12 protein-coding genes are annotated in these 14,569 nt (G+C 61.4%); 7 read left to right on the plus strand and 5 right to left on the minus strand.

All coding sequences use genetic code 11. The features are described 5' to 3' along the window. Positions 1-16: 16 nt before the first annotated feature. Complete coding sequence (locus CO670_RS06945; protein WP_097589574.1) at positions 17-226, plus strand: DUF2842 domain-containing protein; 210 nt, start codon at positions 17-19, stop codon at positions 224-226. A gap of 120 nt (positions 227-346) precedes the next feature. Then, positions 347-1,588, plus strand: coding sequence for a GNAT family N-acetyltransferase (locus tag CO670_RS06950; protein ID WP_097589575.1), 1,242 nt, complete (start codon positions 347-349; stop codon positions 1,586-1,588). Between the two features lie 4 nt (positions 1,589-1,592). Here the strand turns inward: CO670_RS06950 and CO670_RS06955 are convergent, their stop codons facing one another. Beyond that, on the minus strand, positions 1,593-3,755 hold the full coding sequence (locus CO670_RS06955; RefSeq protein WP_097589576.1) for a Wzz/FepE/Etk N-terminal domain-containing protein: 2,163 nt from the start codon (positions 3,753-3,755) through the stop codon (positions 1,593-1,595). Positions 3,756-3,944: 189 nt separating this feature from the next. Between CO670_RS06955 and CO670_RS06960 the strand changes: the two genes are divergently transcribed. The 4 genes from CO670_RS06960 to CO670_RS06975 are packed head-to-tail and all read left to right on the plus strand — an operon-like array spanning position 3,945 to position 8,550. Next, the gene (locus CO670_RS06960; RefSeq protein WP_097589577.1) at positions 3,945-4,520 is read left to right on the plus strand and encodes a polysaccharide biosynthesis/export family protein; all 576 of its coding nucleotides are present in this window, start codon (positions 3,945-3,947) and stop codon (positions 4,518-4,520) included. 3 nt (positions 4,521-4,523) lie between these two features. Further along, positions 4,524-5,693, plus strand: coding sequence for a glycosyltransferase family 4 protein (locus tag CO670_RS06965; RefSeq protein ID WP_097589578.1), 1,170 nt, complete (start codon positions 4,524-4,526; stop codon positions 5,691-5,693). A gap of 56 nt (positions 5,694-5,749) precedes the next feature. Then, positions 5,750-7,312 carry an undecaprenyl-phosphate glucose phosphotransferase gene (locus CO670_RS06970; RefSeq protein WP_097589579.1) on the plus strand — a complete coding sequence of 521 codons (1,563 nt, stop codon included), beginning with the start codon at positions 5,750-5,752 and terminating at the stop codon, positions 7,310-7,312. Beyond that, the gene (locus tag CO670_RS06975; RefSeq protein ID WP_097589580.1) at positions 7,309-8,550 is read left to right on the plus strand and encodes an O-antigen ligase family protein; all 1,242 of its coding nucleotides are present in this window, start codon (positions 7,309-7,311) and stop codon (positions 8,548-8,550) included. Before CO670_RS06970 ends, CO670_RS06975 begins: the two co-directional genes overlap by 4 nt. Before the next feature lie 7 nt (positions 8,551-8,557). On the opposite strand, the gene CO670_RS06980 is transcribed toward CO670_RS06975, so the two are convergent. The 3 genes from CO670_RS06980 to CO670_RS06990 all read right to left on the minus strand — a co-directional run bounded on the left by CO670_RS06980 (position 8,558) and on the right by CO670_RS06990 (position 11,738). Then, positions 8,558-9,391 (minus strand): carbohydrate ABC transporter permease, encoded by an 834-nt coding sequence (locus CO670_RS06980; protein ID WP_097589581.1) that lies wholly within the window; start codon positions 9,389-9,391, stop codon positions 8,558-8,560. Continuing rightward, positions 9,391-10,284 carry a sugar ABC transporter permease gene (locus CO670_RS06985; protein ID WP_097589582.1) on the minus strand — a complete coding sequence of 298 codons (894 nt, stop codon included), beginning with the start codon at positions 10,282-10,284 and terminating at the stop codon, positions 9,391-9,393. Before CO670_RS06985 ends, CO670_RS06980 begins: the two co-directional genes overlap by 1 nt. 119 nt (positions 10,285-10,403) lie before the next feature. After that, positions 10,404-11,738, minus strand: coding sequence for an extracellular solute-binding protein (locus CO670_RS06990; RefSeq protein ID WP_088687932.1), 1,335 nt, complete (start codon positions 11,736-11,738; stop codon positions 10,404-10,406). A 177-nt stretch (positions 11,739-11,915) separates the two neighbouring features. On the opposite strand from CO670_RS06990, the gene CO670_RS06995 reads away from it, so the two are divergent. Beyond that, positions 11,916-12,536, plus strand: coding sequence for a GNAT family N-acetyltransferase (locus CO670_RS06995; protein ID WP_097589583.1), 621 nt, complete (start codon positions 11,916-11,918; stop codon positions 12,534-12,536). Positions 12,537-12,550: 14 nt separating this feature from the next. On the opposite strand, the gene CO670_RS07000 is transcribed toward CO670_RS06995, so the two are convergent. Next, the gene (locus CO670_RS07000) at positions 12,551-14,305 is read right to left on the minus strand and encodes a glycogen debranching protein (protein ID WP_097589724.1); all 1,755 of its coding nucleotides are present in this window, start codon (positions 14,303-14,305) and stop codon (positions 12,551-12,553) included. Positions 14,306-14,569: the final 264 nt, after the last annotated feature.

A 14,569-nucleotide genomic window follows, 5' to 3' on the forward strand; every position in this document is an offset into this window, starting at 1 on the left:
TTGCAAGAGATAAGCGATGCCCATCCGCCTCCGCAAATTCATCGGCACGATCCTCATCATCGTGCTCGTGCTCGGCTATGCGCTGCTGGCCAATACGATCGCGGTGGCAACGCTCGGCAATGCGCCCTGGTGGGGACATCTTCTCTATTTCTTTCTGACCGGCCTGCTCTGGGTCTTGCCGGCCATGGTAATCATCAAATGGATGGCCGGACCGCGGCAGCAGTGAGGCCATTAACGGCCGAATAACCGTGATCGGCGGAAAACCTCGCCCACTCCACGCGCTTAAACCAAATATACGTCAGGCATCCCTACCTTCCGCTCAGCATTCTTGACCGGAGACCCACCCGTGCAGACGCAAAAGCTCGATGTCCATGAACATCAGTCGAATGACGCAGCTTTGGCCGAAACAGCCCTTTCGAACCTGCGCCAGCTGAGCATGAAACTCGCGATGGCCGAAATAGACATCAGCGTGTTCGACAGCATGCAGCCGCTTGAGGACGACTGGCGGGCCCTGGAGCGCGACAATCTACAGTCGCTTCACCAGAGCTATGACTGGTGCGCCGCCTGGGTCGACGCCTTTCAGCGGCCGCTTGCGATCCTCAAGGGCACGCATGCCGGCCAGACGGCTTTCATTCTGCCGGTCGAGATCGTCAAATCCCGCGGGCTTTCCATCGCCAAGTTCATCGCCGCCGACCACAGCAACATCAATACCGGCCTGTTTTCCGAAAACTTTGCAGAAAGCGGCGGAAGCATCGATGCCGACCAGTTCGCCGGCCAGCTCCAGCACGCGCTGAAGGGCCGGGCCGATCTGCTGCTGTTGCAAAACATTCCGCTGGAATGGCGCGGGAGGCAGACGCCGCTGACGGGGCTGCCGATGGTGCAGAACCAGAACCATGCCTACCAGCTGCCGCTCCTTTCCACTTTCGAGGAAACGCTGAAACAGCTCAACGCCAAGAGCCGGCGCAAGAAATTCCGGGTTCAGTCGCGACGCCTCGAAGCGGCGGGCGGCTTCGAATACGCCGTTCCCGAAACCTCGGAAGAACAGCACGACCTCCTCGATACGTTCTTCCGGCTGAAAAGCGCCCGCTTCGCCAGCCTCGGCCTGCCTGACGTTTTCGCCGACAAGGAGACGCAGGCCTTCCTGCACGGCCTCATCAACAGCCGAGACGACATCAGGCAGTCTTTCGGGCTGCAGATGCACGCGTTGCGGCTCAAAGGCGAAAATGAGGGCCGGATCGCCGCAATTTCGGGCATCTCGCGCAAGGGCGATCACATCATCTGCCAGTTCGGCGCGATCGACGAAGAACTCGTGCCGGATACGAGCCCCGGCGAATTCCTGTACTGGCAGACCATTTCGGCACTGCACGACAAGGGCGTGGCCCTGTTCGATTTCGGCCTCGGCGACCAGACCTACAAGCGTTCCTGGGCGCCGGTCGAGACGGCGCATCACGACGTGGTGCTGCCGATCACGCCGTTCGGCGTCGCCGCCGCCGCTGCGCACCGGTTCGTGACCCGCGGCAAGGCGCATATCAAGGCGCGCCCGAAACTTTACAAATTCGCCCAGGGCATCCGGGCAAGAATCGGCTGATCGCTCAGGCCGCGCGACCGAATTCCTGCTCCGCCCCTTCGCCGCCCGACATCAGCACGACGCGCTCGTAACCTGCGGCCTGGAATTCGGTCATCAGCGTCACGAAGACGGCCTCTTCCATCTCCGGCAGGGAAAGGATGATCTCGACGTCGCGGCTGTGCGTCAGCCGAGAGACGCCGGCGACATCGGCCGCACCACATTCGACGACCACGAGGTCATAAGCGGCGGCGAGCGCATCGAGAAGCAGCGACAGCCTGTCGACGCCACGCATGGCGCGGCGCACATCGCTCCGGCCTTGCGGGATCAGATGGGCATCGGAAAAGCGGTCGCCGTGGATCGTGTCGCCAAAGGCCGCATCGCCGCAAAGCAGATCGGTGACGCCGGGGGCCGCCCGGTCTTCGGCCATCAGTTCGGTCGGATAACCGGAACCGGTCATGTCGATCAGGATGACGCGGCGGCCGGCGTCGGCGAGCATGCGGGTCAACAAAACCGTCGCGGCCGAGCCATTGTCGCCAGTCGGAGATATGGCGATCGCCAGCGGTGCCCGGCTGCCGGTCAGATAATCCGCAACCGATGCAACGGAGAATTCATTGTCGTCCTCCGGCGCCTCTTCGGCGGCCTCAAGCTCCTCGACTGCCTCGTCCTCATCCGCGACGGCGGCAAGCATGCTCGGCTGGACAGGCCTTCTCGCGGCGACGGCGACCGGAGCGGCCTGCGGCGCCTCGTCCTCAATGGCCTCCTCATCGGACGCCTTCGGGGCGATGTCGGCGGCGCGCAGCGCCCGGCCGCTGAAGAGTTCGGTCAGCATGATAACGATCGCGCTGACGATCAGCGTCGCGACGGCGGCGACGACGACGATAGGCACGACCTTCGGGAAATAGGGATCGACCGGCTCGATCGCCTTGGAAACGATGCGGGCATCGGCGGGGCTCGAATTGCTGTCGGCGCGGGAAGCGGCCTCGCGGTAGCGAACCAGATAGGTTTCCAGCAACTGGCGCTGCGCGTTTGCCTCACGCTCCAGTGCATTGAGGCCGACCTCGTCTTCGCCGGCGCGGGCGCTGTTGGCCTGAACCGTGTCTTTCTGGCGCTCCAGTTCACTCGCGCGGAGATCGGCAACCTTCGCCTCGTTTTCGATGCTCGCCAGGATCTTCTGCGTCTCCTGGCGGATCTGGCCGCGGATATCGGAGAGCTGGGCGCGCAGGCTCTTCAGCCGCGGATGACTGTTGAGAAGGCTGGTCTGGAGGTCTGATATTTGCGACTGGAGACCGGATTCCGTCGCCTTCAGCCGCTGGATCGCCTGCGAGGACATGATGTCGGGCAGCGTGTCGGAGGACTCGCCGGACGACAGCGCATTGCGCACCGCCTGCGCCCTTGCCTCGGCATTGGCCTTGTCGCCCCGTACACGGGTCAGCTCGGCGGAGATGTCGTTCAGTTGCTGGGCCGGAAAAGTGGTCGTGCCGTTCGTCTGCAACAGCCCGTGGGTGGTGCGGTATTCGGCCACCTTCTTCTCGGCCTCGGAGACCTTCTGCCGCAGGCTTTCGATCTCCGGCTCCAGCCAGCGCGTCGCTTCCGAATTGGAATCCAGCTTGGCGCCGCTCTGGATCGAGAGATAGACCTTCGCCATGGCGTTCGGAATGGCGGCGGCGAGCTTCGGATCCTTGGAAGTGAAGGTGATGCCGATGACGCGCGACCCCGGCACCTGATAGACCTGCAGGCGTTCGGTGAAGGCGTCGATGACGCGCTCTTCCGGCGGGTTTTCCAGCGGGTTCTTCTTCAGGTGCAGCTTCACCAGGATGCTGCTCATCGCCGAGCCACTGGCGGCATCGTCGAATTCCGGCAGGTCGTAGAGCTTGAGATCGTTGATGACCCGCTTGAGGAGATCGGCCGATTGCAGGAGCTGCACCTGGCTGGCGATGTTCAATTCATCCATCAGCGGGCTGGCGCTTACATCATTGACCTGCTGGGTGCTGGCGAAAGCCGGCGCTCGCGGCTCGATGAGAAGGCGTGTCTCGCTGCGATATTGCGGCGACATGAGCTTGGCGCCGGCGAAGGCGGCGCCCGCCGCCATGAGGGTAATCGTCAAAATCCTGAGACGGCGCGCCCAAACCGCGCGGGCCAACTGGCCGAGGTCGATGTCCACATCCTGATCACGCACTACGCCGGACATGCTCTTACTCCACAACAAATGTGCCGTAAGCGTAAACGACCATGGTAACTCAACGGTTAATGGCGAACTTCCAAGAAATAAGCACCGATCGACAAGGAACTCGGGAAATCGCAGAGGTTTTTTACCGGGCATTAACCCTAACGGATCGATAACGACATCACCGAGTTCATTTTCTGTGAGCACAAGCGGATGTCTGTCGCCCCGCCCAAGATCCTTTTGGCCCTGAGCCTTGCAGCCATGACGGCAGCATTGGGCGGCTGCACGACGTATAAGCCGGCTCCAAAAGCCTTCAACGAGGCGACCATCCAGCCCTATACGCTTGATAGCGGCGACCGGCTGCGTGTCACCGTCTTCGATCAGCAGAGCCTGACCAACACCTACACGGTGGATCAGGCCGGCTATATCGCCTTCCCCCTCATCGGCCAGGTCCCTGCCCGCGGCCGGACCTTGCAGCAGCTCTCGGGACAGATCGCCCAAAAACTGCAGCAGGGCTATCTTCGCGACCCCGACGTCACCATCGATGTCGATCGCTACCGCTCGATCTTCATCATGGGCGAAGTCGGCCAGCCCGGCCAATATGCCTATGTTCCCGGCATGACCGTGCAGAACGCCATCGCCGTTGCCGGCGGCTTCACCAGCCGCGCCAACCAGAGCATGGTCGACGTGACCCGCAAGATCAACGGACAGGTGCTGACCGGCCGGATCAACATTTCCGGGCCGATCATCGCCGGCGACACGATCTACGTCCGCGAACGGCTCTTCTGAGCGATGACAAAACAGAAGCCGCTCCGCATCCTCCATTGCTTCAGGTCGCCGGTCGGCGGGATTTTCCGCCATGTCCGCGATCTCGTCGAGGAGCACAGCAAGGCCGGCCATCAAATCGGCATTCTCTGCGACAGCTCGACCGGCGGCGAACACGAGGACAGCCTTTTCGACGATATCCGCCCATATCTCTCGCTCGGCCTGACACGCGTGCCGATCCGGCGCTCGGTCAGCCCGTCCGACATTGCGACGATGTGGGATACGTACAAGAAAATCAAAAGTTTGCGGCCGGATGTGCTGCACGGGCACGGCGCCAAAGGCGGCGTGCTCGCGCGACTTGCCGGCTCAGCCTTGCGGGTGAACAGGTATCGCGTAGCCCGCCTCTATACTGCGCATGGCGGAAGCCTGCATTATTCGCGCTCCTCCTTCACGGGACAGTTCGTCCTCAGGATGGAGCGCCTGCAGGAATATTTCACCGATGCGCTGGTCTTCATCTGCGAATATGAACGCGACACCTATGCGCGCAAGGTGGGCAAGCCGCGGACGAAGACGCAACTGATCTACAACGGCATCGGCGAACGGGAGTTCGAACCGATCCATACCCGGTCGGACGCTGTCCACTTCATCTATGTCGGCATGCTCCGGGACCTCAAGGGTCCCGATCTGTTTGTCGATGCCTTCGCCAAGACCGAGCGGCTGCTCGGCCGGCCGCTTTCGGCGCTGATGATCGGCGACGGGCCTGACCGTGACCGCTACCGCGAGATGATGGTGGAACGCGGCCTCGGCAAGCGTATCGGCATGCTGCCGGCCATGCGCATCCACGAAGCCTTCGCCATGGCGCAGAACCTCGTCGTTCCCTCTCGTGCCGAAGCCATGCCCTATATCGTGCTCGAAGGGCTCGGCGCCGGCAAGACGATCATTGCAAGCCGCGTCGGTGGGATTCCCGAGGTACTTGGCAAGGACAGTCCGGCCCTGGTGGAGCCCGGCAATTCCGACGATCTCGCCCGCGTCATGGCGGAAGCGCTGAGCACGCCCGGCTGGCACGCGAGAACAATGCCCTCGCGTGAAGCAGTAAAGGCCGTGTTTTCCTCGGCCGTGATGGCGCAGGATGTTCTGAAATTGTACCATGAGCTCGTCGATCCCGCGGCCAGGCAAGCAATGCCCGTCGCCTCGTAAATATTTCTTAGGGGCTTTCTGGTATTTCGCTTGCTGACAACGAGCGACAAAACCCCATGAACAAACTGGAAAAAGGCGATCAGTTCGACATAGAAGCACTGCGCAGGCAGGTTTCCGACGTCGAGGCGCGCGGCGATGCGGCCGAGGAGAAATCTTCCGGGCCGATCGAGATCAATCCCTATGCCCGGCAGATCGCCGAACAGTTCCGCGACGGCCCGCAATCGCCCGTGATCATCATCGGGCAGTTGCGGCTCCTGGAATTCCTGGCGCTCTTCGCCATCGCCCTGATCGCCCACTATTTCTGGCCCGGCGATGGCAGCGATACTCCGCTGGTGCGCGCCGGCATGGCGGCGATCGCTTCGGCCCTGACGGTCGTCGGTCTACAGCTTGCCGACACCTACACCATTCCCGCGCTTCGGGCCAAGCTCAGGCTGATGCCGCGCATCCTCGCCTCATGGACGATCGCGCTTGTCTTGACCGCCGGCTTTTTCGCACTGGTCCGCGGGACGACATGGGCGATGGTCGATGCCTATATCCCCTGGTTCGTGGCGGGCGCGCTCTTCCTCGCGGCCGAGCGATTCCTCGTCTCCTACGGCATCCGCAACTGGGCCCGCAACGGCATCATGGAGCGGCGCGCCGTCATCGTCGGCGGTGGCGAACCGGCCAAGGAGCTGATCCGCATTCTCGAACAACAGGCCGACAACGACATCCGCATCTGCGGCATCTTCGACGACCGCGGCGAGAAGCGCTCGCCGATCATGGTCGCCGGCTATCCGAAGCTCGGCACCGTGGCCGAACTCGTCGAATTCGTGCGGCTGACGCGCATCGACATGCTGATCATCGCTTTGCCGCTGTCGGCCGAGGCGCGCATCTTCGACCTCTTGAAGAAGCTCTGGGTGCTGCCGGTGGATATCCGCCTGGCTGCGCATGCCAACCGGCTGCGTTTCCGGCCGCGCGCCTATTCGCATGTCGGCTCGGTGCCGATGCTCGACATCTTCAAGAAGCCGATCCGCGACTGGGATTCCGTTGCCAAGCGCGGCTTCGACATCTTCTTCACGCTGATTGCGCTTGCATTGCTCTGGCCGCTGATGGTCGCAACCGCGATCGCCATCAAGGCGACGTCCGAAGGTCCTGTTTTCTTCATGCAGAAGCGTCACGGCTTCAACAATGAAGTCATCAACGTCTTCAAGTTCCGCTCGATGTATACCAACATGGCCGACCCCACAGGCAAGGCCGCGGTGACCAAGGGCGATCCGCGCGTCACCCGTGTCGGCCGCTTCATCCGCAAGACTTCGATCGACGAACTGCCGCAGCTTTTCAACGTGCTGCGCGGCGAGCTTTCCCTCGTCGGCCCGCGTCCGCATGCGGTTCTTGCCCAGGCACGTGACCGCGCCTTCGCCGATGTCGTCGAAGGCTATTTCGCCCGCCACCGCGTCAAGCCTGGTGTGACCGGCTGGGCGCAGATCAACGGCTGGCGCGGCGAAGTGGACAATGACGAGAAGATCAAGTTCCGCACGGCCTACGATCTCTACTATATCGAGAACTGGTCGCTCTGGTTCGATCTCAAGATCCTGTTCCTGACGCCGATCCGGCTGCTCAACACGGAAAATGCCTATTGAGCGCGATCGAGGCGACATATTCGCGTGTCGCCCAGCCGCAGCGGATGACGCTGCGCTTGATCGGCTCGGCCTTCGTCGCCTTCGGCGTCTTTCTGTCCGGCTTCGTCATCGACGAGCCCGCCCCCTATGAACTCTGGATGGCGGGGCTGATCGGCCTCTGGTTCATCCTCGGCCTGAAGATCTCGCGCAGCGTGGCGCCGCTGCTTGCCCTGCTCCTCACCTTCAATATCGGCGGCATGCTGTCGCTGACGCAGATGAAGGACCTGGCGACGGGGCCGATGTATATCGCCGTCTCGACCTTCCTGGCGCTGACGGCGGTCTTCTACGCGGCGATCATCGAGGACAGCCACAAGCGGCTGCCGCTGATCTTCAACGCCTGGGCCTTCGCCGCCGTCGCCACTTCGGCGCTCGGCGTGCTCGGCTATTTCCACGCGTTTCCCGGCTCCGAGGTCTTCACGCTCTACGACCGCGCCAAAGGCGCCTTCCAGGATCCGAATGTTTTCGGCCCTTTTCTGGTGCCGCCGTCGCTCCACCTCATCCACGGCATCCTCGTCGGCGACCTGAAGAAGTCGCCATTGAAGGCCGCAGCCCTGCTGGTGATTGCGCTCGGTATCTTCCTGTCCTTTTCCCGCGCCGCCTGGGGCCTCTTTGCCCTCGGCGTGCTGCTGCTGATCTTCATCATGCTGCTGAAGGAGCGCAGCGGCGCCTTTCGCCTGAGAGTCCTGATCCTGTCGCTGGCGGCGATCATCATGCTGATCGCGTCGCTGCTCGTGGCGCTGCAGATCCCGAAGGTCGCAGAACTGTTTTCGGCCCGTGCGCAGCTGGTGCAGCAATATGACGGTGAGCATCTCGGCCGCTTCGAGCGCCACAGGATCGGCTTCACCATGATGATGGAGCGCCCGCTCGGCATCGGGCCGCTGGTGTTCGGCACCATGTTTCCCGAGGACGAGCACAATATCTGGCTGAAATCGCTGACCAGCTATGGCTGGCTCGGCTTCATCAGCTATGTCGGCATGCTGATCTGGACGCTCGCCATCGGCTTTCGCAACCTGCTGCTTGACCGGCCCTGGCAACCCTTCCTGATGATCGCCTGGATTTCTGTGCTCGGCCACGCGGCGATCGGCAACGTCATCGACATCGATCATTGGCGGCACGTCTACCTGCTCTTCGGCACGGTCTGGGGCTGTGTCGCGCTGGAAGCGCGGCACAGGCGCCGAAGCTCCGTGGCAGCGGCGTGAGGTCTGCCTATTTCGTCGCCCCTGCCGTCAAGCCGGCGATAAACCGCCGCTGGAAGATGAGATAGGTCACGATCAGCGGAGCGATGACGATCACGGCACCGGCGGTCAGCACCGGCGTATTGACCGTGTAGCGTCCCTGGAAAAACAGCATGCCGAGAGGCAGCGTCCGATAGGCATCGTCATTGACCAGAATGAAGGGAATGAGAAACTCGTTCCAGGTCCATATGAACAGGAACAGCGCCAGTGTCGACATTGCCGGCACCATGAGGGGTACGACGATCTTGCGAAGAATATAGAAGCGTCCGGCGCCGTCGAGGACCGCCGCTTCCAGGATTTCTTCCGGCAATTGCTGCATCGCGCTCGCGAGGAAGATCGTCGAGAACGGGATCGACATGGCGATCTGCGGCACGATCACCGCCGCATAGGTATTGATCCAGCCGAGGTAGCGCATCTCATAATAAAGCGGGATGATGAAGGCTTCCGCCGGCACCATCATGCCGATCGTCAGGATCGCGAACAGCGTGCGTCGGAGCGGGAAGGACAGGAACGCGAAGGCGAAGCCCGTCAGCAGACCCAGGAAAACGCTGGCGGCGACGACCGGTATGACGACGATGATCGAATTCCAGAAGTAGATATTGAAATGCCCGGCATTCCAGGCATCGAGGTAATTTTCGAAATGCGGATATGCCGGCAGGGCGAAGGCACCCTTCAGCACGTCGGCCTTGCTCTTGATCGAGGTCAGAAGCAGAAGCAGGAATGGCGTGATCGTTACGAAAGCGAGAAGCCAGAGGAGAATGCGCAGGGATAGCGTAGCGGCGGGGATGTTGGACGAACGGCTCATCAAGCCACCCCTCTGCTTTGTGAGCCCACGAACCGGTGAATTACATAGTTGATAATGAATGTGAGTGCCGCGCCGACGATGGCGATGGCCGCCGCCGCGCCGAAGCGATTGAGCTCGAAACCGAGCTGATACATGTAGATATTCGGCACGAGTGTCGCGTTCGCAGGCCCGCCGCGGGTCATCGTGAAAATCAGGTCGAAGCTCTTGATCGACGCAATGACGGTCAAGAGCAGCACCACCCTGATCTCAGGCAGGAGAAGCGGCAGCGTTACCCAGAAGAAGGTTTTGCGCGCCGAAGCGCCATCGACCTTGGCCGCGTCGAAAAGGGACGGGTCGATGCGCTGAATTCCGGTCAGGAAGATGACCATGCAGAAGCCAAAGAAATACCATGTCGCGACGATCCCGACCGCCGAAAGCGCGAAATTGAAATCTCCGAGCCAGGGCAGTGCGAACATGCCCAATCCCACTGCCCTCAGAAACTGATTGAACGGGCCGAATGCGGGATTGTAGAGCCATGCCCAAATGATGCCCAAAACGGCCGTCGGCATGATGTAGGGCAGGAACAGGAACGTCCGCAGGGCGAGCTGTTCGCGCTGTTTCAGATTCCAGACGCAAGCGGCAAGCGTGATGCCGAGCACGAGCGGCAAGACACAATAGAAAATCATCAGCTGGGCGTTGTTGCGTAGGGCAATATAAAAGCGACTGTCGGAAAACAGATCGAAATAATTGCTGAGGCCAACCCATCTCGGCATGCTCACGCCGTCCCAGCTGGTCAGGCTCAAACCCAAGGCGGCAATGATCGGCCCGAAGACGAAAGCTCCGTAGAGCAGCAGCCCGGGCAGCAGGTAGATCAAATTGGTATGTTGGGAACCGTCGAGTTTGGAGCGTTTCATCCATTACTCCGTCAAGCCAAAGCTATGGTCGTCGCGCCGCAAGCCGAGATTGCCGCGCCCGTTGATCTCAGAAGCAGCCACGGCCGCATGGCAAGCGGCCGTGGCCAGTGTGCCCACTCTTACTTCTTGTCCTTCAGATAGGCCTGGTAATCCTTGTCCATGGCATCGACGAAGGCTTCAGGCGTAATATTGCCGGACAGCAGAAGCGGCGTATTGTCGTCTATCGTCTTCAGCATCGTCGGGCTCGACCAATCGGGATAATGGCCGAGAGCGTCGTTGGCATTGAGCGTCTTCCACATCTCGATACCGCTGGTGAGCAGCGGGGTAAGCTTCGGCTTTGCGTCCGCCGCCAGCGATGTTGCAGGAAGATAGCCGGCATTGGCCCAGGTTTCGGCAGCCTTCTCCGAAACCATGTAGTCGATATATTCGCCGGCGAGGTCCTGGGTTGCCTTTTCCTTGGCAAGGCTCGTTATCGCCCAGGCAAGGTCCACGCCGCCGACACTCAAGGGCTTGGAAACGCCTTTCGGTGCAGGAATGGCCATGAAGGCAATATCCGGGTTGTGTTGCATGTCCCCAAAATACCAGGTGCCGGAAATCAGGAACGCGCCCTGCCCTGATATGAACAGCTGAACGGCGTCGTCACCCGAGATGCCTTCGAAACCGGGGAAGAAATAACCGCCCTGTGCCCATTGCTGCACGAGCTTGGCGGATTCGATATTCCCCTTGGTATTCCAGGAACCGCCCCTGCCGTAGATCAGATCGTCAAGTTCGGCGCGATTGCTCGCATCGATATGCGCCTGCTCGATGGCGCCGATCATATGGAGCGCCAGATGCTGCTTGGCGGAGCCCATCATGAAGGGCGCAACGCCTTTTTCCTTCAGCTTATCAAGCCCGGCCAAGAGCTCCTCGAAGGTTTTCGGCACCTCGACGCCCGCGTCGGCGAGGATCTTCTTGTTGTAGTAGAGGCCGACGATCTCGCCGAGGCCCGATATGCCGTAGGTCTTGCCGACCCCGAATTTTCCATCCTCCCAGCGGTCTCGGGCAAGCACGGAGTCCGACTGCCGCTTATCCCAGCTGTATTTCTTGATGTAGTCGTCAACCGGCAGGAGCAGGCCTTCCTTGACCATCGCGCCCATGTCGCCTGCGCCCTGGTTGACCTTGGTGACGACGGGGCCGTCGCCTGCGGAAACAGCGAGCTTCAGCGTCAGCTTCATGTCATCGAAGGTGCGGGCGGTGCGTTTGATCGTGACGCCGGGATGGGCAGCTTCAAAGTCCTTGTTCAGCTGCTCGATGACCGCGCTCTGACCTTCATAGGTCTGGTCGTCCCATACAGGCAGATCGGCCGCGCGCGCGGCGGAAAGGCTGAAACTTACAAGCGCCGCGCCGGCAAGCGCGACGGCTGCTCTCAATTGGCATGCCGACAGTATGTTGATCGATTTCGCTCTTCTTTTCATGGGTTCCACCTTATTTGGTTTATTCTCCACTCCCCGTTCAGGCCTCGCGCCAAGCAGCGGCCGAACGTTTTCTTCCCCCAGAGCTTTGCCGGGCCGGCGAATCTGAGGTAATCGTCAATGCATGAGCCTCCCTCGCAACCAGAAATGACGAAGCGCCACGCAGGAGGTGGCAAAGTGATGGACAGCAACTGTTTCATCCGCCCGGCGACAGACGCGGACAGCGAGGCGCTTTTCGAAATCTGCCTGAAAACCGCGGACGGCGGCAAGGATGCCAGCGCGCTTTACAGCGACCCGCATCTGCCGGGCTACATCTGGTCGGTGCCCTATCTCAAATTCGCCAAGGACTTTGCTTTCGTCCTGGTTCAGGACGGCCATACGGTCGGCTATGTCGTCGGCGTGCCGGATACCGGTCGGTTCGACAGAGACCTGGAGACAAACTGGTGGCCGCTCGTGCGCCAGCAGATCGCCGGTCTGGCGCCCGCCCGTCCGCGCGACGCCGACGTGATCGAGCGGATTCACAATCCGCGCAGCGGAACGCCGTGGCTTCAGGACGAATACCCCGCGCATCTCCACATCAACATCCTGCCCGGACGTCAGGCCAGCGGCTGGGGACGCAGGATGATCAACGCCGAGCTCGAGGCGCTCAGGCAGCACGGGGTCAAGGCCGTGCATCTCGGTGTCGATCCCAAGAACGAAGCCGCCAGGGGATTCTACCGCCATCTCGGGTTCTCCGAGCTCGAACAGGATGACGCCGTAGCCTTTGCCATGCGGATCGATGGGAGATCTGGCCAAAGCTGACGGCGCCGGAATGTTCATGACACCGGCTCCGCATTGGCCGCGTCCAACCCGTATTTCAGGACGACCGCGGCCGGCATGGCGCTCCAGCCCTGAAGCAGCGAACCGCGCCCATAGGGCGGGGAGAAATATTCCACCGCTCCGATCCAGCCATTGTCGAGGCAGGTTTTCCACCAGCGCGTCAAGGCATAGCGTGCGCCTCCAAGTCCATGGCGAAGGCGTTCTTCGGCATAGGCGCCATCCCAATAGGGCCAGTCCGAGCCGTTGTGGTAGCGGTAGGGAAATGCCGTCTTGGATCGCAGATCCCTCGGCCGCTTGAACGGAGGATAGACGCACATGACACCCCAACTGCCATAGGGCTGCGCCTGGTTGTTGCGCGTTTCCAGCTTGCTTTCAAAAGCGTTGAGCAGGCCGACGGCCTTCTGCCTGGAGATCGCGCCAAACCGCGACAGGGTCAGGCTGTCGAGCGCCAGATGATCCTCGACGAAGGCGCCGGGCGTTCCATAGTCTATATATCCGTCCGTTGCCGGCACGAAGAGCTTGTCCTCGATTTCCTGGCGGGCAAAATCGGCGGTCTTGCCTGCGCGTTCGGCAAGAGCCGGATCGTGGCCCACGCCGAGCCTCTCCACCGCCTCCATGGCGCCGACGAAAAGGCCTAGATCGTAGGAGACGAGGCCCTCCCGATAAACGTTGTCGGCCCAGTCACGGTCGTTGCGCGGTTTCAGCGGCAGAACGCTGTCCGGCCCGGCCAGATTGAGATAGCGATCCATGATTGCCTTAACGACGGGCCAATGCCGCTCCACCTCTGCCGCGTCTTTGGTCGCGTCGAAATAGTCGTTCAGAAAGAGAATGAAGAAAAGCGGGCTGTCGAAGTGATCGCTCCACCAGTCCTGCGGACGGTTGTGGTACTCCGGCACTGCCCTTTTGTGAATTTTGGGATTGGCCTTGCTGTCGGCGACAAAGCGCTGCCAGGCCTCTGATTGCGCCGGCCCCGTCAAGATCACGCCGCTCGGAGCCTCTCCGTCCGGCTGCACCCCCTTGGCGAGCAGCCGGATCTCGTCGCGCACCGCCTCCGGCGCAAGCGTCAGCAGAGGCTGCATCGTCCAATAGCCGTCGCGGTAATAGGTCCGCGCCGGAGCGCTATAGGCCTGCCCAGCGGCGAGACCGGCAAAGGCGCCGTTTTCGTCTCGCCTTATGCTGGAAAGGGCGGCGTGTACTCCCTGGCTGACCATGCTGCGCATCAGCGGGTCGGCTTGCGGCACCATATCGCAGCGCGCCACGTATTCCGCGGCTTCCGCGATGATGGCTTCACCGGCAAGGCCCAGAGCCTTCTCGGCTTCGTCTCGCGAGGCGCCGACGGCAATCCGCAGATCGGAGGCGGAAACCTCCACGATGAGCACACCCCAGCCCATTTCGAAGGTCTGTCGGTCACCATCGCGCGTGACGCTTGCCCGAGCGCCTTCCCGGTCCGGCTCGTGCCACCAGGCACAACGACGCGCCGGATATATGCCGTGAAGGCGCGCCCGGATCAGCATCACCGGGAGCGACTGCGCAACGAATACGCCGCCATGTTTCGACAGGATGCGGTTCGGCGCATAGGTAAAAGGGCCGCCGATTTGAGAAAATCTCACCCGCCCCAGGCTGCCGGCGCCCCACAAAGCAAGATCGGCATATCCCTCCGGATGAACGTCCGCCTGAAGACGTGGCGCCATGACCGGCAGCAGAACGGCGTCATCGGAAGAAAGCTGTCCATCGGTCGAGGGCTTTATCATGAGCAGATCCCCGGCAGGCAAATCAAGGAGATATCAGGACGTGAAAGAGGAAGCGGCCAGATAGTCCTCTTCGGGCGATCTCGACGGGAGCGCGGCTAACCGGACGATACGTATGGCTCATAGTTTTCCTTGACCCTCTACGCCGTGCATATCATCGCACGTTCATTCCAGCCTACAGGCCGACCCACATTTGTCAAGGACATAGACAAATTGTTGGAGACAGTGTACCAAAGTCTGGGTTGTCGCGATAATTGCAACCCAATA

It is taken from the genome of Rhizobium sp. J15, from assembly GCF_002531825.1.
In the GTDB taxonomy this organism is placed as follows: domain Bacteria; phylum Pseudomonadota; class Alphaproteobacteria; order Rhizobiales; family Rhizobiaceae; genus Rhizobium.

What these genes read in the sequence shown, in the direction of transcription:
- CO670_RS06970 (WP_097589579.1), top strand. Translation starts at nt 5,750, where the DNA reads ATGAACAAACTGGAAAAAGGCGATCAGTTCGACATAGAAGCACTGCGC.
- CO670_RS06985 (WP_097589582.1), bottom strand. Translation starts at nt 10,284, where the DNA reads ATGAAACGCTCCAAACTCGACGGTTCCCAACATACCAATTTGATCTAC.
- CO670_RS06995 (WP_097589583.1), top strand. Translation starts at nt 11,916, where the DNA reads ATGGACAGCAACTGTTTCATCCGCCCGGCGACAGACGCGGACAGCGAG.
- CO670_RS07000 (WP_097589724.1), bottom strand. Translation starts at nt 14,305, where the DNA reads ATGATAAAGCCCTCGACCGATGGACAGCTTTCTTCCGATGACGCCGTT.
- CO670_RS06945 (WP_097589574.1), top strand. Translation starts at nt 17, where the DNA reads ATGCCCATCCGCCTCCGCAAATTCATCGGCACGATCCTCATCATCGTG.
- CO670_RS06980 (WP_097589581.1), bottom strand. Translation starts at nt 9,391, where the DNA reads ATGAGCCGTTCGTCCAACATCCCCGCCGCTACGCTATCCCTGCGCATT.
- CO670_RS06990 (WP_088687932.1), bottom strand. Translation starts at nt 11,738, where the DNA reads ATGAAAAGAAGAGCGAAATCGATCAACATACTGTCGGCATGCCAATTG.
- CO670_RS06960 (WP_097589577.1), top strand. Translation starts at nt 3,945, where the DNA reads ATGTCTGTCGCCCCGCCCAAGATCCTTTTGGCCCTGAGCCTTGCAGCC.
- CO670_RS06965 (WP_097589578.1), top strand. Translation starts at nt 4,524, where the DNA reads ATGACAAAACAGAAGCCGCTCCGCATCCTCCATTGCTTCAGGTCGCCG.
- CO670_RS06955 (WP_097589576.1), bottom strand. Translation starts at nt 3,755, where the DNA reads ATGTCCGGCGTAGTGCGTGATCAGGATGTGGACATCGACCTCGGCCAG.